This window comes from Amycolatopsis cynarae, from assembly GCF_026802195.1.
Taxonomy (GTDB): domain Bacteria; phylum Actinomycetota; class Actinomycetes; order Mycobacteriales; family Pseudonocardiaceae; genus Amycolatopsis_E; species Amycolatopsis_E rhizosphaerae.
This window is the reverse complement of the sequence record NZ_CP113836.1, coordinates 6,059,750-6,082,611: the sequence shown is the minus strand read 5'-3', so window position 1 is coordinate 6,082,611 and position 22,862 is coordinate 6,059,750. Positions and strand designations below refer to the sequence as shown.

20 protein-coding genes are annotated in these 22,862 nt (G+C 70.1%); 8 read left to right on the top strand and 12 right to left on the bottom strand.

Annotated features, from left to right (window positions below; genetic code table 11):
- Positions 1-327: 327 nt before the first annotated feature.
- Positions 328-507: a DUF559 domain-containing protein gene (locus tag ORV05_RS29235; RefSeq protein WP_268755189.1), complete on the top strand. Its 180-nt coding sequence runs from the start codon at positions 328-330 to the stop codon at positions 505-507.
- 39 nt (positions 508-546) lie between these two features.
- Here the strand turns inward: ORV05_RS29235 and ORV05_RS29230 are convergent, their stop codons facing one another.
- Positions 547-999 (bottom strand): gamma-glutamylcyclotransferase, encoded by a 453-nt coding sequence (locus tag ORV05_RS29230; RefSeq protein WP_186382599.1) that lies wholly within the window; start codon positions 997-999, stop codon positions 547-549.
- Positions 1,000-1,093: 94 nt separating this feature from the next.
- On the opposite strand from ORV05_RS29230, the gene ORV05_RS29225 reads away from it, so the two are divergent.
- Positions 1,094-2,497: an NAD(P)H-quinone dehydrogenase gene (locus ORV05_RS29225; RefSeq protein ID WP_268755188.1), complete on the top strand. Its 1,404-nt coding sequence runs from the start codon at positions 1,094-1,096 to the stop codon at positions 2,495-2,497.
- A 133-nt stretch (positions 2,498-2,630) separates the two neighbouring features.
- Positions 2,631-3,404 (top strand): VOC family protein, encoded by a 774-nt coding sequence (locus tag ORV05_RS29220; protein ID WP_268755187.1) that lies wholly within the window; start codon positions 2,631-2,633, stop codon positions 3,402-3,404.
- Positions 3,405-3,419: 15 nt separating this feature from the next.
- Here ORV05_RS29220 and glpK read toward each other — a convergent pair whose 3' ends face one another.
- A complete protein-coding gene (gene glpK / locus ORV05_RS29215; protein ID WP_268755186.1) occupies positions 3,420-4,925 on the bottom strand; it encodes a glycerol kinase GlpK in 1,506 nt (501 codons plus the stop codon).
- A gap of 33 nt (positions 4,926-4,958) precedes the next feature.
- Positions 4,959-5,900, bottom strand: coding sequence for an MIP/aquaporin family protein (locus tag ORV05_RS29210; protein WP_268755185.1), 942 nt, complete (start codon positions 5,898-5,900; stop codon positions 4,959-4,961).
- A gap of 146 nt (positions 5,901-6,046) precedes the next feature.
- Between ORV05_RS29210 and ORV05_RS29205 the strand changes: the two genes are divergently transcribed.
- A complete protein-coding gene (locus tag ORV05_RS29205; protein ID WP_268755184.1) occupies positions 6,047-7,759 on the top strand; it encodes a glycerol-3-phosphate dehydrogenase/oxidase in 1,713 nt (570 codons plus the stop codon).
- Positions 7,760-7,796: 37 nt separating this feature from the next.
- Here the strand turns inward: ORV05_RS29205 and ORV05_RS29200 are convergent, their stop codons facing one another.
- The 5 genes from ORV05_RS29200 to ORV05_RS29180 all read right to left on the bottom strand — a co-directional run bounded on the left by ORV05_RS29200 (position 7,797) and on the right by ORV05_RS29180 (position 12,065).
- On the bottom strand, positions 7,797-8,423 hold the full coding sequence (locus tag ORV05_RS29200) for an AMP-binding protein (protein WP_268755183.1): 627 nt from the start codon (positions 8,421-8,423) through the stop codon (positions 7,797-7,799).
- A gap of 297 nt (positions 8,424-8,720) precedes the next feature.
- Positions 8,721-9,254 (bottom strand): GNAT family N-acetyltransferase, encoded by a 534-nt coding sequence (locus ORV05_RS29195; RefSeq protein ID WP_268759949.1) that lies wholly within the window; start codon positions 9,252-9,254, stop codon positions 8,721-8,723.
- Between the two features lie 2 nt (positions 9,255-9,256).
- Positions 9,257-9,619 (bottom strand): DUF1707 SHOCT-like domain-containing protein, encoded by a 363-nt coding sequence (locus ORV05_RS29190; RefSeq protein ID WP_268759948.1) that lies wholly within the window; start codon positions 9,617-9,619, stop codon positions 9,257-9,259.
- Between the two features lie 21 nt (positions 9,620-9,640).
- Entirely contained in the window at positions 9,641-10,135 is a 495-nt protein-coding gene (locus tag ORV05_RS29185; RefSeq protein ID WP_268755182.1) for a DUF1707 SHOCT-like domain-containing protein, read from the bottom strand.
- A gap of 130 nt (positions 10,136-10,265) precedes the next feature.
- On the bottom strand, positions 10,266-12,065 hold the full coding sequence (locus ORV05_RS29180; protein ID WP_268755181.1) for an acetyl/propionyl/methylcrotonyl-CoA carboxylase subunit alpha: 1,800 nt from the start codon (positions 12,063-12,065) through the stop codon (positions 10,266-10,268).
- 156 nt (positions 12,066-12,221) lie between these two features.
- Here ORV05_RS29180 and ORV05_RS29175 point away from each other — a divergent pair, with 156 nt between their 5' ends.
- Complete coding sequence (locus ORV05_RS29175) at positions 12,222-12,890, top strand: hypothetical protein (protein WP_268755180.1); 669 nt, start codon at positions 12,222-12,224, stop codon at positions 12,888-12,890.
- Positions 12,891-13,094: 204 nt separating this feature from the next.
- Here ORV05_RS29175 and ORV05_RS29170 read toward each other — a convergent pair whose 3' ends face one another.
- Genes ORV05_RS29170 through ORV05_RS29160 form a run of 3 tightly spaced genes read right to left on the bottom strand, consistent with a single transcriptional unit; the run spans position 13,095 to position 15,834 of the window.
- Positions 13,095-13,721, bottom strand: a complete 627-nt coding sequence (locus ORV05_RS29170) for a Maf family protein (protein ID WP_268759947.1) — start codon at positions 13,719-13,721, stop codon at positions 13,095-13,097.
- Positions 13,722-13,751: 30 nt separating this feature from the next.
- A complete protein-coding gene (locus ORV05_RS29165) occupies positions 13,752-15,206 on the bottom strand; it encodes an MFS transporter (protein ID WP_268755179.1) in 1,455 nt (484 codons plus the stop codon).
- On the bottom strand, positions 15,190-15,834 hold the full coding sequence (locus ORV05_RS29160; RefSeq protein WP_268755178.1) for a PadR family transcriptional regulator: 645 nt from the start codon (positions 15,832-15,834) through the stop codon (positions 15,190-15,192). The genes ORV05_RS29165 and ORV05_RS29160 overlap by 17 nt, the downstream gene beginning before the upstream one ends.
- A gap of 116 nt (positions 15,835-15,950) precedes the next feature.
- Between ORV05_RS29160 and ORV05_RS29155 the strand changes: the two genes are divergently transcribed.
- Positions 15,951-19,034, top strand: a complete 3,084-nt coding sequence (locus ORV05_RS29155) for an NACHT domain-containing protein (RefSeq protein WP_268755177.1) — start codon at positions 15,951-15,953, stop codon at positions 19,032-19,034.
- On the opposite strand, the gene ORV05_RS29150 is transcribed toward ORV05_RS29155, so the two are convergent.
- The gene (locus ORV05_RS29150) at positions 19,027-19,692 is read right to left on the bottom strand and encodes a GntR family transcriptional regulator (protein ID WP_268755176.1); all 666 of its coding nucleotides are present in this window, start codon (positions 19,690-19,692) and stop codon (positions 19,027-19,029) included. The genes ORV05_RS29155 and ORV05_RS29150 overlap by 8 nt on opposite strands.
- 57 nt (positions 19,693-19,749) lie before the next feature.
- Between ORV05_RS29150 and ORV05_RS29145 the strand changes: the two genes are divergently transcribed.
- Positions 19,750-21,018: an MFS transporter gene (locus ORV05_RS29145; protein WP_268755175.1), complete on the top strand. Its 1,269-nt coding sequence runs from the start codon at positions 19,750-19,752 to the stop codon at positions 21,016-21,018.
- A 155-nt stretch (positions 21,019-21,173) separates the two neighbouring features.
- Entirely contained in the window at positions 21,174-22,802 is a 1,629-nt protein-coding gene (locus tag ORV05_RS29140; RefSeq protein ID WP_268755174.1) for a serine/threonine-protein kinase, read from the top strand.
- Positions 22,803-22,862 lie beyond the last annotated feature (60 nt).

Below are 22,862 nucleotides of genomic sequence, written 5' to 3'. Positions count from 1 at the left end.
ATGGATGCGTTCCGCGACATGCTGAGCACGTGTTGTTATTACCTGAGGGATTGCACGGCGCCTACACGCGATCTCAGCTGAGCCACGAGGTCGGTAAGTATGCGGGACGAGGCGCCGGTCCACGTCCTGCTCCCGTATCACGGGAAGATGCGGACGCGACCGACCCACTGTCCACTACGGACAGTTCGATGAGCGGGACAGGGTTCCGGGCGTGGCCCGAGGAGCGGATCCGGGCCCGGCCGGACCGGCGAGGCACTCTGCAGCTTCGACCTCAAGGGGAACGAGGTCTACCGGCTCGACCTGGGCTGGCGCGAGGCGCGGATCGCCGTGGAGTACGACGGGTGCGAAGCGCACGAAGCCCGCAGGGAACAGGACGCCGCGCGGGAAGAGGACCTGCGGCGGCGGGGCTGGATCGTGATCCGTGCCGACGCGAGCGATCTGAAGGACCTTTCGCGCCTGGTCGCCGCGGTGCGGACCGCCTTCCGCCCGCGGCGGCAGGCCGCTTAGTACCCGCCCGAGGGTGGGACACAAGCGCCTGAGGGTGGGTCAGGTGGCGATGCCGCGGCAGGGGCGGGTCCGCAGGTCTTCGACGTAGTCGGCGGGAGCGCCGGCCGCTTCGGCGGCATCCGCGAGGACGCCGAGGTAGCGGGCGGAGGGCAGGCCGCCTTCGTACGCGTCCAGTACGTACAGCCAGGCCAGCACCGAACCGTCCATGGTCTGCACCCGGAGTCTGATCTTGTTGTGCAGGCCGAGCTCGTCACCCTCCCAGCGGTCGAGCTGGGCTTCGTCGAGCGGGGTGACGTCGTAGAGCACCACGAAGACCCGGGAACCCGGGTCTTCGACGATCGTGGCGAGCGCGCCCTCCCAGCCGATGTCCTCACCGCCGAACGTCAGCCGCCAGCCTTCCAGCCAGCCGGTGCCCGCCATCGGCGAGTGCGGAGCGCGCTCCATCATCTGCGCGGGCTCCATGTTGGATCCGTAAGCGGCATACAACGGCACTGCCACAGCCTAGCGACCCGTCGCTCACCCGACCGGACCTACTCCGGCACTGCCCTCCTAAGGTGGGTACGAGCGGTGCAACAAGGAGGACGAAGTGACCAGGATCGTGATCATGGGCGGGGGCCCGGCGGGCTACGAGGCGGCACTGGTGGCGGCTCAGCACGGTGCGAATGTCACGATCGTGGAACGTGATGGGCTCGGTGGCGCCTGCGTCCTCTACGACTGTGTCCCGTCCAAGACCTTCATCGCCTCCTCGGGGGCCCGCGCCAGCATGCACGGCCTCGGTGAGCTGGGCATCGTCACCGAGATGGCGGACACGAGCATCGACCTGCGGACCGTGCACGGCCGGGTCAAGGCCCTCGCGCTCGCCCAGTCGGCCGACATCCGCGCCCGCGTCCAGCGCGAAGGCGTCCGGGTGATCATCGGCTCGGCGCGGTTCCACGACGCCGAGCCGGGTCTTGCCACCCACCAGGTCTATGTCACCCCCCGCTCGGGTGATCCCGAGGTGCTGGACGCCGACGTTGTGCTGATCGCCACAGGGGCGACTCCCCGCGTCCTGCCGGGCGCGGTGCCGGACGGGGAACGCATCCTCGACTGGCGCCAGCTGTACGACCTGTGCGAGCTCCCGGAGCACCTGGTCGTGGTCGGCTCGGGTGTCACCGGCGCCGAGTTCGCCTCCGCGTACACCGAGATGGGCGTGAAGGTCACCCTGGTGTCCAGCCGGGATCGCGTGCTGCCGCACGAGGACGCCGACGCCGCGGCGGTGCTGGAGGAGGTCTTCTGGCAGCGCGGTACCTCGGTCGCCAAGCACGCCCGCGCCGAAAAGGTCGAGCGCACGGAGAAGGGCGTGGCGGTGCATCTCGCCGACGGCCGCGTCATCGAGGCCAGCCACGCGCTGATGACCGTCGGTTCGATCCCGAACACCAACGACATCGGTCTGGAGCGGGTCGGCATCGAGCCCGGCCCCGGCGGGTTCCTCGCCGTCGACAGGGTGTCGCGCACCAGCGTGCCCGGTATCTACGCCGCGGGCGACTGCACCGGCGTCATGATGCTGGCCTCGGTGGCCAGCATGCAGGGCCGGATCGCGATGTGGCACGCCCTGGGCGAGGGGGTCGCGCCGATCAAGCTCAAGACGGTCGCGGCGAACGTGTTCACCCACCCCGAGATCGCCACGGTCGGGATCTCGCAGAGCGCGATCGACTCCGGCGAGGTGCCCGCCCGCACGATCATGCTGCCGCTGGCCACCAACGCGCGCGCCAAGATGGAGGGGCTGCGGCACGGTTTCGTCAAACTGTTCTGCCGCCCGGCGACGGGCGTGGTCGTGGGCGGCGTGGTGGTGGCCCCGAGCGCGAGCGAACTGATCCTGCCGATCGCGCTCGCCGTGCAGAACCAGCTCACCGTGGACCATCTCGCGCTGACCTTCTCGGTGTATCCGTCCCTGTCCGGCTCGATCACCGAGGCGGGCCGCCAGCTCATGCGCCACGACGACCTCGACTGATTTCGCGCCCAGTCACTCGATCAGGGTGGCTTTTCCCGCGCCGCGGAGCCTCGGCTTCGCGGCGCCCGTTTTTGTCGGTGCCCGGTGCAAGACTGTGACCGCAAGCACAGCACCGATGAAAGGGAGAGTCACCATGACCGAGCGCACCACACCCTGGCCCGAAGGCACCCCGTGCTGGGTCGACCTGATGGCCTCCGACGGCCGTCGCGCGCAGGAGTTCTACACGGCACTCTTCGGCTGGCAGTTCGCGGATCAGGGCGAGGAACACGGTCACTACGCGGTCGCGCTGGTCGACGGCAAGGCCACCGCGGCGGTCGGGCCCAAGCCGCCTGATCGGGAGATGCCCTCGGTCTGGCAGACCTATCTGGCCGTGGACAGCGCCGACGCCACCGCCGCCAAGATCACCGGGGCCGGAGGGCGGGTCCTGATGCCGCCGGAGGACATCGGCCAGGAGGGGCGGATGGCCGTGGTGGCCGATCTGGCCGGGGCCGTCTTCGGGTTGTGGCAGTCCCGGGAGACCACCGGGGCGCAGGTTGCCAACGAGCCCGGCGCGCTTACCTGGAACGAGTGCATGACCCGGGAGTTCGAGGGCGCGAAATCCTTCTACACCAACGTTTTCGGCTACGAACTCGACGACATGTCGAGCGGGGAGTTCAAGTACGCGGTGCTCAAGGTCGGCGGCAACGTCGTGGGCGGCCTTGGCGAACTGCCCCCCGAAGTGCCCGCGGAGGTCCCGCCGCACTGGTCGACGTATTTCGGGGTCGCCGACACGGACGCCACGGTGGCGAAGGCGACCGAACTGGGCGGCAAGGTGATCCGCGAACCGATGGATTCGCCCTACGGGCGGATGGCTCAGGTGACCGACGATCAGGGAGTGCCCTTCTGCGTGATCTCGGTGGGCGGATAGCTCCGGCGGCCGTCCTCACTCCACCCAGCCGAAGGTCTTCGTCACCGCCTTCTTCCAGTTGTGGAATTCGGCCTCACGCCGCTGCTCGTCCATCGAAGGGATCCACTCCTTGTCCTTGGCCCAGTTGTTCCGGATGTCGTCCTCGCTCTCCCAGAACCCGACGGCGAGGCCGGCGGCGTAGGCCGCGCCCAGCGCGGTGGTCTCGCTGACCACCGGGCGGATCACCGGCACGCCCAGGATGTCGGCCTGGAACTGCATGAGCAGTTCGTTGACGACCATCCCGCCATCCACCTTGAGGGACTTCAGGGGCACCCCGGAATCGGCGTTCATCGCCTCGATCACTTCACGGGACTGGAAGGCGGTCGCTTCGAGGACCGCGCGGGCGAGATGGCCCTTGTTCACGAACCGGGTGAGGCCGGCGATCACCCCCCTGGCGTCGGAGCGCCAGTACGGGGCGAACAATCCGGAAAAGGCCGGGACGAAGTAGGCGCCGCCGTTGTTTTCGACGGTTCTCGCGTGTTCCTCGATTTCGGCGGCGGAGTTGATCAGGCCGAGGTTGTCGCGCAGCCACTGCACCAGTGCGCCCGTCACCGCGATGGAGCCCTCCAGCGCGTACACGGTCTCGTTCGAGCCGATCTTGTAGCAGACCGTGGTGAGCAGTCCGTTCTGCGACATGACCTTCTCGGTGCCGGTGTTGAGAAGCACGAAATTGCCGGTGCCGTAGGTGTTCTTCGCCTCGCCGGGGGACAGGCACGCCTGGCCGAAGGTGGCGGCCTGCTGGTCACCGAGGATGCCCGCGATGGGCACACCGGACAGGGCACCGCGTTCCCTGCCCGGGGCGTACACCTCCGAGGACGAACGGATTTCGGGGAGCATGGACATCGGAATGCCCATGTCGGCGGCGTGTCCGGCTTCCCAGGACAGCGTGTCCAGGTTCATCAGCAGAGTGCGGGAGGCGTTGGTCGGGTCGGTGACGTGCAGCCCGCCTTCCGGCCCGCCGGTCATGTTCCACAACACCCAGGTGTCCATGTTGCCGAACAGGAGGTCGCCGGCTTCGGCGCGCTCACGCGCACCGTCCACATTGTCCAGAATCCACTTCACCTTGGGGCCGGAGAAATACGTGGCCAGCGGCAGCCCGGTGGTGGCCCGGTAGCGCTCCTGGCCGCCGCCGAGCGCGCCCAGCTCGTCGACGATCTTGTCCGTCCGGGTGTCCTGCCAGACGATCGCGTGGTGGACGGGCTTGCCGGTGGTGCGGTCCCAGACGAGCGTGGTTTCACGCTGGTTGGTGAGGCCGACCGCGACGATGTCGCTCGCCTGCAGGTCGGCCTTGGCGAGCGCGCCCGCGGTGACCGCGCGCGTGTTCTCCCAGATCTCCTCGGCGTCGTGCTCTACCCAGCCGGCGCGCGGGAAGATCTGCCGGTGCTCCCGCTGGTCGGAGGCCACGACCTGGCCGGAATGATCGAAGATCATGGTCCTGGTCGAGGTGGTTCCCTGATCGATCGACGCGACGTAGGACGGCATGGCTGAACCTTTCCGGTCAGGTGATGAGGGGCCCTACGCCGTCCCGGATTCGTCGGAGCCCCGCACCCGGCCCGGTTCGGGGGTGGGGGCGGCTTCGGGTGCCGGGCGCACACCGAGGACCTGACCGACGAACAGGTCGTAGACCAGGATGCCGACGATGCCGCCGAGGAGCGGGCCCGCGATCGGGATCCACCAGTAGTTGCTGAACCAGTCCCCGTTGCCGGGGAAGGCCTTGTTGCCCCAGCCCGCGATGAAGGTGAGCAGTCGCGGCCCGAAGTCACGCGCCGGGTTGATGGCATACCCGGCGTTCGTGCCGAAGGACAGACCGATCGCCACCACGACGAGCCCGATGGTGAACGGGCCGACGTTGCTCCCCGGTGCCATGTTGCGCGTGTCGATCAGAGCCGCGATGAGGGCGACCAGGAGCGCGGTGCCGACGATCTGGTCCACGAACGGTCCCCACGGGGAGTTCCCGAAGTACTTGGCCGGGAAGGTCGCGAAGATCGAGAAGGTGCTCAGCGAGTCGGCTCGGGAGGTGATCGGCGGGGTCTGGGCGAGGTTGAACGCGTTGATCGCGCTCAGGTAGACGGCATAGACCACGGCGGCCCCGGCGAAGGCGCCCGCGACCTGGGCGAGCCAGTATGCGGGCACCTTGTACCAGGGGAATTTGCGGCGGATGGCGAAGGCCAGGGTGACCGCGGGGTTGATGTGTGCACCACTGACCCCGCCCGCCACGTAGACCCCGAGGACCACGGCCAAACCCCAGCCCCAGGCGATGATCAGCCAGTTGGCGGCGCCGAAGGGGACCGACTCACGGCCCGACCCCGGCAGGCCCGCCACCGCCACGGCGACTGATCCACATCCGAAGAGGACGAGGACCGCGGTGCCGAGGAATTCGGCGAGCAGTTCTCCGACCGTGTGCTGCCGCAGCCTTGTCCAGGCGTTGGCTTGTCGGCGGGAGCCAGGTCCGTTCATGGCGCACCTCCCGATGCCCAGACGACGTTGTCCCCAGCGTCTTCATGGTGCGCGGTCGGGGCGAGGACGACAAATCGTCGGACTGCGGGGCAGCCCGGACGTGCCATGCTGGGAACGGCAGCAGGCGTGAGGGAGGGAGGCCCGCAGTGGCCGAGGCTGAGCTGGGACCGGCCGCACGAGAGCGATCTTGGCAGCGGCTCGGCGAGGAGGCGTTCGACCTCGTCGTCGTGGGTGGGGGTGTGGTGGGTTCGGGCACCGCACTGGACGCGGCGACGCGTGGCCTCCGGGTCGCCCTGGTCGAGGCCCGTGACCTTGCCTCCGGGACGTCCAGCCGGTCGAGCAAGCTGTTCCACGGTGGGCTGCGCTACCTCGAGCAACTCGAGTTCGGACTGGTGCGGGAGGCCCTGCGCGAGCGTGAGCTGATGCTGACCCTGATCGCACCCCATCTGGTGAAGCCGGTGAGTTTCCTGTACCCGCTGACCCACCGGCTGTGGGAGCGCCCGTACACGGCGGCGGGGCTGCTGCTCTACGACACGATGGGCGGGGCACGATCGGTGCCGGGGCAGAAGCACCTCACCCGGGCGGGGGCGCTGCGCATGGTCCCCGCGCTCAAACGCGACGCGCTGATCGGCGGTATCCGCTACTTCGACGCGCAGGCGGACGATGCGCGGCACACGATGACCGTGGCCAGGACGGCCGCGCACTACGGCGCCGTGGTCCGCACCTCGACCCAGGTGGTGGAGTTCCTGCGGGAGGCGGACCGGGTCTCGGGGGTGCGGGTGCGGGACGTGGAGGACGGCCGGGAGACCGACATCCAGGCCGGGGTGGTGGTCAACTGCACGGGGGTGTGGACCGACGAACTGCAGCGGTTGTCCGGCAGCCGCGGCCGGTTCCGGGTGCGGGCCAGCAAGGGCGTGCACGTGGTGGTACCGAGGGACCGGATCGTCGCGGAGACTGGGGTGATCCTGCGCACCGAGAAGTCGGTCCTGTTCGTCATCCCGTGGCGCAATCACTGGATCGTGGGGACCACCGACACCGACTGGAACCTCGATCTCGCGCATCCCGCGGCAACCAGGAACGACATCGACTACATCCTGGGGCACGTGAACAAGGTGCTCGCCACCCCGTTGACGCACGACGACATCGAGGGCGTCTACGCCGGTCTGCGGCCGTTGCTGGCGGGTGAGAGTGAGGAGACCTCCAAGCTGTCCCGCGAGCACGCCGTGGCGCGGGTGGCGCCGGGACTGGTGGCCATCGCGGGCGGCAAGTACACGACCTACCGGGTGATGGCCCGGGACGCGGTCGACGCGGCGGTGGTGGACCTGCCGGGCCGCCCGCCGTCGTCGATCACGGACAAGGTGCCGTTGCTCGGTGCCGACGGCTACCACGCGCTGGTCAACCAGGCCGACCATCTGGCGACGCAGCACGGGCTGCACCCCTACCGGGTGAGGCATCTGCTGGACCGCTACGGCTCGCTCGTGCACGAGGTGCTCCAGGCGGCCGAGGGGCGCCCGGAGTTGTTGCGGCCGCTGGAGCACGCGCCGGACTACCTCGCCGTGGAGGCGGTGTACGCGGCGAGCCACGAGGGGGCGCTGCATCTGGAGGACGTGCTGGCCCGTCGCACGAGGATCTCGATCGAATACCCCCATCGCGGGGTGGCCTGCGCGGAGCAGGTGGCGCGCCTCATGGGCGAGGTGCTCGGCTGGTCCGACCCGGTGATCACCCGGGAGGTCGACGTCTACGCGGCGCGGGTCGCGGCCGAGCGGGACTCCCAGGCACAGCCGAGCGACGAAGCGGCGGACGCCCGGCGGTCCTCGGCGCCGGAGGCGCGGGCACGCCTGATCGAGCCGGTGGGATAGCGCCGCACCGGCTCCGCTCGCTCCGGTTCCGTTCGGTCTACTCGCCCGGCCCCTGCGCCGATGCGCTCCGCAGCGGTTCCCGGGTCCGCTCGTGGAGCACGACGGTGTCACCCGCGAGGAGTGCCTTCACCGTGATGCGGTTGCCGATCGGATGCGACATGGGGGCGATCAACAGAATCCGCTGCGGTTCCCCCGTGTGCGGTTCGATCGTGCGTGCCAGTTCCTCGTAGGTCTCGTCGTAACGCACGGGCTCCCCGTTCTCGACGGCGAACAGCGTTTCGACCTTGCCGGGCATCACGATGTCGGCGTGGCTGGTCTTCGCGCCGTTTCCGGCGAGCAGAAGCGGGCCGTCCGGATCGGAGGAGAGCACGTGGTCGGCCTGGAGATCGTCGAGCGGCACGCCGTTTTCGACATGGATCACGCGGGCGCCCCGCAACTGCGCGGCAATCTGCAGAAGAATTGTTTCCGGCATGTTTCCGCCGGTGATTGCGACCGTTTGCCCCGGGGAAATCCCCTCGCTTTTCAGCGTCGCATGCAGTCGTCGCAATGTGTCAAAGGTCTCCCGGTAGCTCATCGACCGGCTACGGTGGGCAAAAGCGATTTTGTCGCCGCCATCACACAGCACGTCGAGGATGCGGGTTAGGAACAGGCTGGAGTCGCCCACGTTTCCCCCGTTCGGCGCTGAATCAGGTATCCGACTCCAGATCATCACAACATCCGGGAATGTGAAAGGAATTGTGTCACCCGGCACAGCCGGGTCGGAAAGGCCCCCGATGCCCGACTCGCGCATGGTTTGCCCCAGTGGTCCAGTCCTTCCGGGACCTCCCGCGGGGGTGCGCTCGGCAGGCGCGTCACCATCGTCTACACCGAGATGAACGCCATGCTTATTTTCGGTGAAATCTCCTCGCGGAGGTTCTGACGGAAGTGCGGGAGGGCGATGCCGTCCGCTCCGCTGGATGGTTCAGGACGCCGTGCGGATCCACCGGACGAGCGGTTCACCCAGTTGGTTCGGATCTTCCCCGAAACCCACCCTGGTGAAGCCGCAGCGCCGGGCCACGGCCGCCGAGGCGTGGTTGTCGGGATGGTGCCGGTAGGCGATCTCGTTGAGGCCCAGAGCGCCGAAACCGAAGCGCACCGCGGCGTCGACCGCGGTCGGGGCGATGCCCCGGCCGCGCTGCTTCGGGTGGACCCACAACGCGATCTCGGCCGTGCCCGCCGCGAGGTCGAGGCTCTTGAGCCCGACCTCGCCGAGCAGGGCGCCGGTGGTGGGTTCGGCGATGGCCCAGGAACACCGGTCGTCGGCGTACCACTCGGCGGCCCGCTGCGCCACGTACCGGCCGGCCTCGGCGCGATTGCGCACGTTGTAGTTGAGGATGTAGCGGGAGTGCTCGGGGTCGGCGAAGGCCTCCACGAGCGCGGGCCGGTCGTCGAGGAGGTCGTCGGCGCGCAACTGCCGCAGGTAGTACTCCCCGGCGTTGATCTCGACGGGTTCCATCACTACCGGGACCTCGAACCGAGGATCAGGGCGACCGCGGCGGGCAGCAGGAACACCAGCCAGATACCCCGGGCCACGGTGAAGAACAGCAGCACCGCGATGATCGCCGCGATCGGGACGGCACCGGCGGAGAACCGCCGCGCCGGGACCGGGCGGCCCGGCGCGGGCGGCACCGTCATGGCCCGGAGCACCGCGGGGTGGGGTTCGGGCAGGTCCGAGAACAAGGGGACCAGTTCGGAGCGGGTACGTGCGGTGGAGGCGCGGGCCGAACGAGTTCCGAACTCGTCGAGGTCCAGCCGTCCGGAGCGGACGTGCTCGGACAGGGCCTCGATCGCCTCGTCGCGCTCAGCGTCGCTGAGCCGCATGTCCGCGCTCACCGGGCAATCCTACGGCCGGTGCCGGTCACGACGCCCGCGATGCCGGTCACGCCGGGACCGCTGCCCGGACTCCCATTCCTGGCCCCACAGGCCGCGCCCGACGGCGGTGACCAGGACCGGAAGCAGGAACCACCACCAGCCGCCGACGGTGAAGAACAGCACGGCGCCCATGCCCCAGAAGACCGGGATCAGTGCGGCCACGGCGCGCTGGTTCAGCGGCCGGTCGGCCCAGGCCGGTTCTCGCGGCCGGGATTCGGTGGCGGCCACGGGAGCGGGCGGGGTGGTGACAGCGGGCGGGGTGCCGAACGTGGGGTGGGGCTCGGGCAGATCAGCGAAGACCTCGGCCAGCTCTCCCCGCGTCTTCGCGGTGCTGACCTTCGCCGAACGCTCCCCGTACTCGTCGATGTCGAGCCTGCCCGCGCCCATGTGCTCACCGAGCGCGGCCAACGCGGCTTCCCGTTCGCTGTCACTGACGCGCATCTCCGGGGAGGGGACCTGGTTCACGCCCTGATCTTAGGCCGCCCGAAGTGGAGCAAGGGATGTTTACTACGGATGGCCCGTAGTAAACATCCCTTGCTCCGGGTGGCGCCGGGTGCGCCTTGCGGCATTGCTGCCGCGTTGTCCGATTGTGCGGTCAGTCCTTGATCTCGGCGAGCACGGTGCCCTGGGTGACGGCGGCGCCGACCTCGACCGAGAGGCCCGTGACGGTGCCGGCCTTGTGCGCGGTCACCGGGTTCTCCATCTTCATCGCTTCCAGCACCACGATCAGCTCGCCAGCCTCGACCTGCTGGCCCTCCTCGACCGCGACCTTGACGATCGTGCCCTGCATGGGCGCGGCGACCGCGTCACCGCTGACCGCGGCCTTGGTGCCGCCGGCCCGCTTGCGCGGCTTGGCCTTCGCGGCCGCGCCGCGGCCGCCGTTGCCGCCGCCCAGTGCCAGGTCACCCGGCAGCGAGACCTCCAGGCGCCGCCCGCCGACCTCGACCACCACGGTCTGGCGCGGTTCGGTCTCGTCCTCGGCGCCGGCACCGTCGCTGAACGGCTCGATGGTGTTGTCGAACTCGGTCTCGATCCAGCGCGTGTGCACGGTGAACGACTCGCCGTCGCCGACGAACGCCGGGTCCCGCACGATCAGGCGGTGGAACGGAAGCACGGTGGCCATGCCCTCGACCACCATCTCGTCCAGCGCGCGACGGCTGCGCTCGAGCGCGTTCTCGCGGTCGGAACCGGTGATGATCAGCTTGGCCAGCATCGAGTCGAACTGGCCGCCGATCACGCTGCCCGACTCGACCCCGGAGTCGACCCGGACGCCGGGCCCCTCGGGGAAGACCAGCCTGGTGACCGTGCCGGGGGCGGGCAGGAAGTTGCGGCCGGCGTCCTCACCGTTGATCCGGAACTCGATCGAGTGGCCACGCGGCTCGGGGTCCTCGGTGAAGCGCAGCTTCTCGCCCCGCGCGATGCGGAACATCTCGCGGACGAGGTCGATGCCGGTGGTCTCCTCCGACACCGGGTGCTCCACCTGGAGCCGGGTGTTGACCTCCAGGAAGGAGATCGTGCCGTCCTGGCCGACCAGGTACTCGACGGTGCCCGCCCCGGAGTAGCCCGCCTCCTTGCAGATGGCCTTGGCGGAGCTGTGGATGGTGGCGCGCTGCTCGTCGGTCAGGAACGGCGCGGGCGCCTCCTCGACCAGCTTCTGGTGGCGGCGCTGCAGCGAGCAGTCGCGAGTGCCGACCACGATCGCGTTGCCGTGCTTGTCGGCGAGCACCTGCGCCTCGACGTGGCGGGGCTTGTCGAGGTAGCGCTCGACGAAGCATTCACCGCGGCCGAACGCGGAAACCGCCTCGCGGGTCGCCGATTCGAACAGCTCCGGAATCTCTTCGAGGGTGCGGGCGACCTTCAGGCCGCGGCCGCCGCCGCCGAACGCCGCCTTGATCGCCACCGGCAGGCCGTGTTCCTGGGCGAAGGCGATGATCTCCTCGGGGCCGGAGACCGGCTCCTTGGTGCCGGGCACCAGCGGGGCGCCGGCCTTCATCGCGATGTGCCGGGCGGTGACCTTGTCGCCGAGGTCCCGGATGGCCTGGGGGCTGGGGCCGATCCAGGTGAGGCCCGCGTCGATCACGGCCTGGGCGAAGTCCGCGTTCTCCGACAGGAAGCCGTAGCCCGGGTGGACCGCGTCGGCGCCGGACCGCTTGGCGACGTCGATCAGCTTGTCGATGACGAGGTAGCTTTCCGCCGCGGTGTTCCCGCCGAGGGCGAACGCCTCGTCGGCGAGACGGACGTGCGGGGCGTCACGGTCGGGGTCGGCGTAGACCGCGACGCTGGTCAGGCCCGCGTCTCTGGCCGCTCTGATCACCCGCACCGCGATCTCGCCACGGTTGGCGATGAGGATCTTGGTGACCGGTCCGCCTTGGCTGCCGCTGGCCTGTTCGGGCACGCCCCTACCTCCATTTGGTGTTCCGACTGCTCCCCGGCGCGTCCGACGCGGCGCGTCCGCGGGCCTCAACTCGGGAGTTTACGGGCCGGTCGGTCCCCTGCGGTGAGAGTCGGCTCACCCTAATCTTGCGGCGGAGCGAGGTTAGGGGAGATAGGGGTGGGGTACGTGGGCGGGACGCGGGTTCCTCGGCCGGTGCTGGTCACGGCGGTGGTGGCCGCCCTGGTGACGGCCGGGTCGCTCGCCGCCGTCGCCTCGCTTCGCGTCGCACGCAGCGGGGACCATGCCACGATCGAGGCAAGCGCATCCGTCCCGAGTGTGACACCGGAGCGCGAATGCGGTGACGGTCCCTGCGGCCTGCTGGCCGCCCGGTCGGCGGGCGGGGCGCAGGTGGAGTTGCGGGCGGACACCACCGGGGCCAACGGGCGGGTGCAGGTGGACGGCATCGTCGTGCCCACCACCATCAGCGAACTGGGGGCCCGGCTCACCGCGGATTCACTGACCTGTGTCACCGCGACCGTGTCGGCCTGCCTGGTCGGGGCGCCGCTCAAGGGCGGCAGGGTCGCCCAGTTGCTCGTCGGGCGCGGCGGTGGCTGGCAGTCGGTCGACAAGCCGTACTTCTCCGACGCCGGGGTGATCGTGCTGGACCAGGTGACCGGCACGGACGTGCCCGACGTGGTCGTGGTGCAGGCTTCCCCCGCCCTGGCGCGTGTGTACGCCCTCGACGGCAGTGCCGTGGGGTGCACGAGGAAGTACGCCGCTCCCAGCCAGCTCCGCGGCTGGCCCCAGGTCCACGTCCTGCCCGCCGACCTTCGCCCCTGCCCGTGACGGCTAGGACCTGTGTCGAAGTGTTTTGCGTGGCGGTGCGGGTGGCGGAACCTCAGGCGGTCCCTGGCTGTGGGATCTCCTCCTCATGAATGTCAATTCACGAAGCGCTGGCAGTGTTGTTCCTGCCAGGAACCGCCTGAGAACCCGCGGCGGTGCAAGCTGACGGCCCACCGCAAGCGGCTCCGCCGCTTGTGAAGCGCCAACCTAGCGGGTAGGCGTCCACAGGTCGACGACGCTGACCCCGACCTCGGCGAGCAGGCGGCGGGTGAGCGGCAGGCTGATCCCGATCACGCTGGAGGGATCGCCGTCGATGCCCTCGACGAACCAGCCGCCGCGGCCGTCCAGCGTGAACGCCCCCGCCACGGCCAGGGGCTCTCCGGTGGCGATGTAGGCCGCCAGCTCGTGAGGGCTCGGCTCACCGAAACGCACCGTCGTCGCGTGGCTTCCGGTCGCCTGCCGGGTGCGCTCACCGTTTTCCACCCGCAGCACCGCGTGCCCGGTGAGCAGTTCCCCACTGCCGCCCGCCATCTGGGCCCAGCGCTTCTGCGCGATCTCCGGCTCACCCGGCTTGCCCATCATTTCGCCGCCGAGGGACAGCATCGAGTCGCAGCCCACGACCACGGCTTCGGTGTGCGTGCGGGCGACCGTGGCCAGCACCGCTTCGGCCTTGGCGAGTGCGAGCGCGGTGACCAGTTCCGACGGCGACGGGTCGGTCAGCGACGCGGCCACGGCGTCTTCGTCGACACCGGACACCACGACGCTGGGTTCGATCCCCGCCGCGCGGAGGACGCCGAGACGGGCCGGAGAGGCAGAGGCCAGCACGAAATGCAGCACGAGGGAAGGGTAGAGGCCGAGGCCTTGTCAGACCTTCGCCGGTTCCGGTTCGGGGCGGATCGCGGGCGATGCGGGTTGCGGGGTGACCCGTCGCATCGCCAGCGCCGCCACCGCACCGAGAAGCAGCACCGCGACCGGCAGGAGCATGGTTTCGCGTACCGCGTCGGTGACTGCCACAGGAGCGTTGCCGTGCTCGGACGTCATCGAGGCCGTGATGCGGGCCTGCAGCAGCACCCCGACTGCGGCGCTGCCCAGCACGCCGCCGATCTGCCGTGAGGTGTTGAAGATGCCCGAGGCGGCACCGGCGAGCTTCCGGTCCACCGAACTCATGGTCACGTTGCTCATCGGTGCGAACACGCTCCCCGTGCCCAGGCCGCAGAGCAGCAGGACGGGCACGAGCGACCACGGGTTCGTGTCCGCCCGCGCCTGCAGGACCGAGCCGGTCAGGCCCGCCGCCAGTGCGAGGAAGCCGAACATCACCAGGTACTTCGCGTTGACCTTGTCGGACAGGCGCCCGATGAACGGGGCCACGATCCCCGACAGCAGCGACATCGGCGCGGTGAGCAGCCCGGCCATGGTCGGTGACATGCCCAGCACGTTCTGCACGTAGATCACCAGCGGGACGAACATGCCTGTCATCGCGAAACCGATCGCGGCCGCGGTCACCGTGCCCGCGGAGAAGTTGCGGTTGGCGAACACACGCAGCGGGACCAGCGGCTCCCGCTGGTTGAACCGCTGCCACAGCAGGAAGACCACCAGCAGCAGCACACCGGCGCCGATGAGCTCGAAGATGGTGATCGGGCCCGTCACCCGGCCCCAGTCGTAGTGCTGCCCGTTCTGGATCCCGAAGACGAGGCAAGCCAGTCCGGCGGCCGAAAGCAGGATGCCGAGTACGTCGAAGGAGTGCGCGTGCCGGGGCTGCCAGTCCGGCACCAGGAACACGGCCAGCACGAAACCGACCAGGCCGATCGGCACGTTCACGAAGAAGATCCATTCCCAGCCGAGGTTGTCCACCAGTACCCCGCCCAGCAGGGGACCGGTGATCGTGGCCAGCCCGGCCACCCCGCCCCACAGGCCCATCGCCGGACCGCGTTTGGCGGGCGGGAACAGGTGCGTGATGAACGCCAGCGTCTGCGGGGTCATCAGCGCCGCGCCGAGCCCCTGCACCGCGCGCGCCGTGATCAGCATCCCGGCTGTGCCGGACAGGCCGCACCACAGCGAGGCCAGGGTGAACACCGCCAGCCCGGCCAGGAAGACCCGTTTGGGGCCGAACCGGTCGCCGAGCCTGCTGGTGAACAGCATGGGCACCGCGTAGGTGAGCAGGTAGATGCTGATCACCCACACCACCGCGTTCAGGTCGGTGTGCAGTTCGTGCACCATGGCGGGGATCGCGATGGACACGATGGTGGTGTCCAGCAGGATCATGAAGAACCCGATGCACAGCGCGCCGAGCGCGGCCCACGGGTTAGCTTGCCTTGTCATCGTCCGTGTCCTCGTTGTCCACAATGGAGAGATGGGGATGGGGATGGGGATTTTGGGTGTCAGGCCAGGGAATCCGGCCCGATTCGAGATCGGCGACCAGCTGTTCGGTCCACGCCAGTTGCGACTGGCGCTGGTGGTGGTCGTAGAGGTGGTCGATCCAGTACATGACGGGCAGTTCGCGGTCACGCACTTCCTGGGCGACCACCTCGTCGGCGGCGACGCGTGCCCGCAGGGCGACGATGCGCATCTTGAGCTGGTCGATCGCGTCCTGTTTGTCCAGCTCGCTGGCGGCCGACAGCGCGACCGGGTACTGCGGGTATTCCGTGGCCGGGAACGCCAGCATCTCCCGGGTCTGTTCCATGAAGGTGTCACGCCCGGCTTCGGTCATCGCGTAGACGGTGCGTTCGGGGCGGCGCCCCTGCCGCTGGGTGTCGACGATTTCGATGAATCCCTGGGCTTGGAGCTTGTCCACCGTGTGGTAGAGCGAGCCGGGCCTCAGCTTCACCCGGCAGTCCACCCGGCGTTGCCGCATCAGCTGGGTCATCTCGTAGGGATGCATCGGTTTTTCGTGCAGCAGCTCGAGGATCGCCATGCCCAGCGGCGTCAGCGGCTGTGGTCGGGCGGGCATACCGCCATCACTCCCCCTGGAAGAGTCCGTGTCGTTTATTCCATCTGGACTATACGGCTTGGATTGATCTGCTGTCGACCGAGTAAGCGCTTTCGGTACGGTGGGGTGGTCGGGGGATGACGGCCGCTAATCGCTGGGGGTGTCCGGTGGTCGATCCGGTTTCTTCGGCCCTGCTCGGTGCGCTCGGCGCCACCTTCTCCGCGCTGCACCAATGGGTCGTGGAGCGCGCTGCCGACCAGGCGGCCGAACAGGTGGTCCACCAGCACCGGCTGCGCGGCCTGGCCCGGCCCGACCGGCTCCTCGCGCGCGCCGCCAAGGAGCTGGGCGAACTGCGGCGGGTCGAGTTCGCCCGCCTGTCCGACCAGGAGTGGCTGGCGGTCCAGGATGCCGTGGCCGGCGCGCTGACCGCGGCACGGCTGGGGGAACTGGTGGAGCGCGCCCCGGCCGTGCTCGCCAGTTCTTCCCGCCTGCGGGCGAGGGTCCGGGAGGCAGGCCGCCCTGTGCTGCAGGACGCCGGGCTCGGCCAGGCGGGCCGCGATGCCTACCACCACCTGCTGCGCCACACCTGCCACAAGATCGCCGTGCGGGCCCGCGAGGTCGATGCCGTGATGCGCTCGGTCCAGGCCGGGATCGCCGACCGGATCGACGACTTCGCGTCCCGGGACGAGCGGCGCGCGGCCGACTTCGAGCGCGCCTACGTCCGTTACGTGGCCGCCGAATACGCGACGTTCGAGCTGTTCCAGGTCAGCGTCGGCCGTGCCCCGGCCAGGCACCCGTTCGACGACTTCTACACCGCCCCGTCGCTGGCCCGGCGGCAGGATCCGGGCGACGACGCCGAGCTGACCGGCGCGGGCACCGACGGACGGCACGCGATCGGTTCCGCGCGCCGGGTCCTCCTGCTCGGCGGGGCGGGCGCGGGCAAGACCACCTTCCTGCGCTGGCTGGCCCATCTCGCCGCCGTCTCGGTCCGTGACCGAAGGGACGACTCCTGGCGCGACGACGTGCCGTTCTTCGTGTCCCTCCGCCGGTTCGGGGACCGGCCGCTGCCGGGCGCCGAGGAACTGGTCGAGGCGGGCGCGGCCCCGCTGGCCGGGGAGAAACCGGACCGGTGGGTGAGCGGGCTGCTGCGGTCCGGGCGGGCGGTGATCCTCGTCGACGGGGTGGACGAGCTGCTGCTGCCGCGCCGCGAGGAGGTGCGGCGCTGGCTCGACGGTCTCGTGCGCGCGTACCCGGACGCCCGGTTCGTGGTGAGCACCCGGCCTTCCGCGGTCGCCGATGACTGGCCCGGCCCTGATTTCCGCCGGTTCGAGCTGCTTCCGTTGAGCCGGAACGGTTTGCACCGGGTCATCGGGAACTGGTACACGGCGGCGCGCGGCTTGGAAAGCGACCCGGAGCAGCGCGAGTGGCTGACCCGGTGCGAGGAGCGGCTGACCCGGAGCCTGGACGGGCGGCCCGACGTGCGCGCACTGGTGTCCAGTCCGCTGCTGTGCTCGCTGCTGTGCGCGCTGTACCGCAAGGAGAACATGTACCTTCCGCAGAGCCGCAAGGAACTGCTGGACAAGGCGCTGGAACTGCTGCTCGGCCAGTGGGACGTCCAGCGGGACATCGCGGTCGAGGACGAACTGCGGATGTCCACCAAGGAGAAGATCATCCTGCTGGAGCGGTTCGCCGCGCCCATGGTGCGCAATGCCGAACTCCTGATCGGCGAGGAGGTCGCCGAGCAGCGGATCGGACGGGCGATGTCGGGGCTGCGCTCCGAGGCGCGGGAACTCGAACCCGCGCAGGTGCTGCGCCATCTCGTGGAGCGAACCGGGCTGCTGCGCCGCCAGGACGGGCGGATCCAGTTCGTGCACCGGACCTTCCGCGACTTCCTCGCCGCCGGGGAGTTCGTGAAGGCGGGGGAACTCGGTTACCTCATCGAGCACGCCCATGACGACTCCCTGCACGAGGTCGTGTTCATGGCCGCCGCGCAGGCGAGGGCCCGCGAGGCGGGCGAACTGCTCGGGCGGCTGCTGGAGCGGGCGGGCAAACGGGTCACCCGCAAGGACCGCGAGGTGGCCGACCGGCTCGAACTGCTCGCCGCCGCTTCACTCGGCTACGTCGACGTGATCGACCCCGAGCACGTCCGCACCGACGTGCTCACCGCGGTGCGCAGGCTGATCCCGCCCGAGAGCTTCCAGGACGCGGAACTGCTCGCCAGGGCCGGGACGTTCGTGGTGGACCTGCTGCCGGGGCCGATCGAGGTGGGCAAGTACGCCGAGGAGACCGGGGCGGACCGGGCGGGGGTGGCCGCGCGGGTCATCCGCGCACTGGCACTGGTCGGGGGCGAGGAGGCGAAGGAGAAGATCCACGCCTTCGCCGGCACCGAACTCCGCCTGGTGATCGACGAACTGCTGCGGGCCTGGCGGCAGTTCGACTACGCCGAGGACTACGCGGCGACCCTGCTGTCCGAAGTGGACTTCGGGGATCTGGTGCTCGAGGTACACCGCTGGGACGTGCTGGTCCGGTTGCGGCATCTGCGCAAGCTGACCGCGGTGCAGCTGGTCGGCAACATCGCGCTGTCCGATGGCGCCGGGACGCGGCCACTGGCGGATCTGGAGAACCTGCGGTTCCTGGAAATCCGGTCCAACGAGGTGGACCAGCGGCTCACCGGACTCATCGGGTGCGAATCCCTGCGGACGCTGCGGATTTCCGGGTACAGCGCGCTGCGGGACCTGTCCGCGCTCGCCGGACTCGGGGTGGTGGAACTGGAACTGCACACCACGGGCGGTTTCCGGGACCGGCGGGCGCCGTGGCTGGGGTCGCTGGCCGGCGCACCGCTGCGGCGGTTGTCGGTCCGGCACCCGGCGCTCGCCCAGGGCCTGCACGTGCTCCCGGAGGAGCTGCCCCTCACCGAACTGGAACTCGGCGGGCGGGCCGAGTACCGGTCGCTGCTGGGCGTCGAGCGGTGGCCCGGACTGGAAAAGGTGACCGTGACCGGGATTCCGAGCGTCGAGGAGGTGCGGGGGCTCGGGAAGCTGCCCGCGCTGCGGCAGCTGGTGATCCACGGCGCGCACCCGGCCGCCGACCTCGTGCGCCTGCGCCCCCTCGGTGCCCTGCACATCGAGTTGGGCGAGGTGGCGGATCGCTCCGCCGCCCGCGATGCCCTCCCCGAAGCGAAGCTCACCTTCCGCGGCCGCGAGGACCTCACTTTTACCTAGGAGCGTCCGGGAACTGGTCGCGGACGGCGGTGATGTGGGTGGCGATCAGGGTGTGGAGGGCTTCCGATTCGCCGGCCTCGAGCAGTTCGCAGATGCGGGTGTGCTCGTCCAGGATGAGCTTCGGCCGCTCCGTCCTGTCCCGCCGCAGCGCGGTGTGCACCATGCGCAACTGCCGGTCCCGCAGGCTGCCGTAGAACTCGTCGAACAGGGCGTTGCCCGCGGCGCTGACCAGTGTGGCGTGGAAATCGCGGTCCAGCGCGGTGAACCTCGGCGCCTGCTCGGGCCGGGTCAATGCGCGCTGCTCGTCGAGCACGCTGCGCATCGCCTTCGCGACCTCCCGTTGGCGCCCCTCGCCGATCACCTTTGCGGCGGCGTGCCGTTCGAGGAAGATCCGCGCCTCCGCGATGTCCGCCGCTTCCTCGGCGGAGACCGGGACGACGAGCGCACCGCGTTTCGGGTACAGCCGCAGCAGGCCCTCGGCCGACAGCCTGAGGAACGCTTCGCGGACGGGCGTTCGCGACAGGCCCATCGCGTCGGCGACCTCGCCCTCGCTGATCAGCCTGCCGCCTTCGAACCGGCCGTCGAGGATCCGGTCCTTGGCCCAGTGGTAGGCGCGTTCGCTGGCCGCGGCCGCCTGTGAGCGGTCCCCCGTTGACATACCCGCATGGTAGCGAGGAGTCTGATAGATACAAGATAGATGCAACAGGAGGTGCCTGTGCTCGCCAACAAGTCCTGGTCGGCCTGGCTGATGTGGGGGCTGGGCGCGCTGTGCTACCTGACGGCGCTGTTCCACCGGATGAGCCTGTCCGTGGCGGGACTCACCGCCCAGGAACGCTTTTCCCTCGACGCGACCGGTCTCGCGGCCTTCTCCGTCGTCCAGCTCGTGCTCTACGCCGTCCTGCAGGTCCCGGTCGGGGCGGGCGCCGACCGGTTCGGCCCGCGGCGGCTCCTCCTCGTGGGCATGGCGGCCATGGCGGCCGGTTCCACCGTTTTCGCGCTCGCCGCGTCCTACCCGACGGCGATGGCGGGCCGTGCCCTGATCGGCGCGGGCGACGCCTGCCTGTTCGTCAACGTGCTGCGGCTGGCCCACAACTGGTTCCCCGGCCGCCGCTACGCCCTGGTCGCGGCGCTGACCGGGATGATCGGCGGGCTCGGCCAGCTCATCGCCACCGCGCCGCTCGCCGCGCTGCTGTCCACCTTCGGCTGGACCACCGCGTTCCTGGCCGCGGGCGTGATCACCGGGGTGCTGCTCGTGGCGGTCGGGCTGCTGCTGCGCGACGCTCCGGCGGGCACCTCGGCACCCGTGCACAGTGGTGAGCCGCTGCGGGTGAGCCTGGGGAACGCCTGGCGCAACCGCGGTACCCGGCACGCGATGTGGACCCACTTCACCCTGATGGGCGGCTTCGTGTCGTTCACCGCGGTGCTCGGCCAGCCCTACCTGGTCAGTGCGCAGGGCCGGACCGCCGCGGCCGCGAGCGGCCTGCTCGGCGCGATGGTGCTCGGTTTCGTCGTGGCCAGCACCGCCGCCGGGCAACTGGCGTCACACCGCCCCGGCCTCCGGGCACCGCTGGTCGCCGGATCCGCCGTAACGGGCACCCTGTGCTGGGTCGTGCTGGTCGCCGTGCCCGGCCCGCTGCCGCAGGCGGCGCTCGCCACCGCGCTGATCGTGATCGGTGCCGCGGGCGGGGTCAGCATGCTGGCCTTCGACCTGGCCCGCTCCGCCAACCACGGGCACCAGGCCGGGATCGCCAGCGGGGTGGCCAACATGGGCGGATTCGTCTTCGCGGTGGTCGCGGAGCTCGCGGTCGGCGTCCTGCTGGACGCGCTGCTCGCCCACGGCGTGGCCGCGCCGCAGGCGCACCGGCTCGCCTTCGGCGTGGTGCTCGCGATGTCGGTCGCGGGGACCGCGAGGCTCGCCACCCTGCACCGCCACGCCGGTGTCCTGCCCCAGCGGCCCGCGCAAGTCCTCGAACGGGTGGGGTAAGGGGCTGGGTGAAGCAAGGGATGTTCGTGCGTGACTTCGCACAGTCCCAATTCCGAAGGAACTCGAACACACCGAGGACGCCTACGAAGTCGATTTCGCGATCAGGGCTCACTACAAGACCCGCGGCCGGCCACGGTCGTGCAAAATGGGGCCCGATGAATGACTGGGTGGGGCGTGGTCTCGTCGGGCGCTATCAACTGGTGGATCTCGTCGGATCAGGGGGTATGGGTTCGGTCTGGCGGGTGTGGGACGCGCAGCGGCACCAGTACGTGGCGGCCAAGCTGTTGCGCCCGGCCGACGCGGGTTCCCTGCTGCGTTTCGTGCGGGAGCAGTCCTTGCGGGTGGTGCATCCCCATGTGCTCGCCCCCCATGGCTGGGCGGCCGAGGACGATCAGGTGCTGCTGACCATGGATCTGGTCCGCGGCGGCAGCGTCGCCCAGTTGCTCGACGATCGCGGGGCGCTGCCGCTTCCGTACGTCGCGGTCTTGATCGACCAACTGCTGGAGGCGCTGGCCGCGGTGCACGCGCAGGGCATCGTGCACCGGGACGTGAAGCCGTCGAACCTTCTGCTGGAGCCGACCGGACGCGGCGGGCCGTTCCTTCGGCTGGCCGACTTCGGTGTCGCCGCCGTGCTGGGTGAACCGCGGCTGACGCACACGCATCTCGCGATCGGCACTCCGGGCTACATGGCGCCGGAACACGCGCTCGGGGCCGGACCGGACGTGCGCCAGGACATCTATGCGACGGGTGTGGTCGCGGTCCGGCTGCTGACCGGTCGGCTCCCGGCGGCGGGGATGCCCGATACCCTGCCGGACGCGATCCGGGCGGTAATCCGGGTCCTGTCGGCGGAGTCGGCGTCGGATCGGCCGGACTCGGCCGCCGCCGCGCGGCGGGACTGGCGGGCGGCGCTCGAACTGGCCGGGGTCGGTCCGGTCGATCCCGATGGCCCGGGCGCGATCGAGGTGTTCGAACGTCTCGATCCGCTGCCGGCCGGATTCGGTCCGGACGGCCCGGTCGCCTCGCCCGGCACGGCGGGCTTCGGCGCCACCACGCCGGTCGAGTGGCCAGGAACGGATCCGCGCGCGGCACCGGGACCGGTCGGTACCTTCGAAAGCGGGGCCCATTCGGGTCCGGGCAAGGCGAAGCGGCTGGGCCGGCCCGCCCTCGTGGCCTTGGGGGTGGCCGCGTTGGCTGCCGCGATCGTCGTTCCCGTGGTCCTTACCACCAAGAACAGCGCAACGCTGTCCGGATCGGTGGGCCCCGCGATTCCGGCCGGACCGGCGGAGTCCACCGGATCGCCGGTTCCGACGAGCGTCGGGGCATCCCTGCCCGGTACGACCATAGGAGCGCCGCCGACGGCGACGCCCAGGAGTTCGGCGGACGCGCCAGGAACGGTCAGCCAACCCGGTCGCACCACAGCCGGCCAGACCACACCGGTGGCGAGTTCGCCCCGCGCGCCGGTCGACGACAGCTTCAGTGTGTCGACAACCGATGGCTGCGGTTCCGTCGACTTCGTCGACCGCGGCGGCAACAACGACAACGCTCTCGTCCACGACTACTGCGCCGACGGTCACGGGGTGAAGGCCTACGCCTGGCTTGACGGCACCTATCTCGGCGCCGCCTACAACGGCAACGGTGAGGTGGCGGCGCCGGTGACCTGGTCGCCGTTCGGCAGCGTCAGGGGCGGCCAGCACATCGGGCTCAAGGTCTGCCTCGTCGACGGGACCGATGATCCGACCCCGTCCCGTTGCGCCGAACGCACGGTCACCAGCGTCGACGGGTGAGCGCGTCCGCCGGAACCGCAGTAAACATCCCTTGCTCCGAATCCGGGGCGTTGTCGCAGG

Excerpts from the sequence above, each read along its gene's own strand:
- ORV05_RS29140 (WP_268755174.1), top strand. The coding sequence starts at position 21,174 with ATGAATGACTGGGTGGGGCGTGGTCTCGTCGGGCGCTATCAACTGGTG.
- ORV05_RS29220 (WP_268755187.1), top strand. The coding sequence starts at position 2,631 with ATGACCGAGCGCACCACACCCTGGCCCGAAGGCACCCCGTGCTGGGTC.
- glpK (WP_268755186.1), bottom strand. The coding sequence starts at position 4,925 with ATGCCGTCCTACGTCGCGTCGATCGATCAGGGAACCACCTCGACCAGG.
- ORV05_RS29155 (WP_268755177.1), top strand. The coding sequence starts at position 15,951 with ATGACGGCCGCTAATCGCTGGGGGTGTCCGGTGGTCGATCCGGTTTCT.
- ORV05_RS29195 (WP_268759949.1), bottom strand. The coding sequence starts at position 9,254 with ATGGAACCCGTCGAGATCAACGCCGGGGAGTACTACCTGCGGCAGTTG.
- ORV05_RS29210 (WP_268755185.1), bottom strand. The coding sequence starts at position 5,900 with ATGAACGGACCTGGCTCCCGCCGACAAGCCAACGCCTGGACAAGGCTG.
- ORV05_RS29165 (WP_268755179.1), bottom strand. The coding sequence starts at position 15,206 with ATGACAAGGCAAGCTAACCCGTGGGCCGCGCTCGGCGCGCTGTGCATC.
- ORV05_RS29150 (WP_268755176.1), bottom strand. The coding sequence starts at position 19,692 with ATGTCAACGGGGGACCGCTCACAGGCGGCCGCGGCCAGCGAACGCGCC.
- ORV05_RS29190 (WP_268759948.1), bottom strand. The coding sequence starts at position 9,619 with ATGCGGCTCAGCGACGCTGAGCGCGACGAGGCGATCGAGGCCCTGTCC.
- ORV05_RS29160 (WP_268755178.1), bottom strand. The coding sequence starts at position 15,834 with ATGCCCGCCCGACCACAGCCGCTGACGCCGCTGGGCATGGCGATCCTC.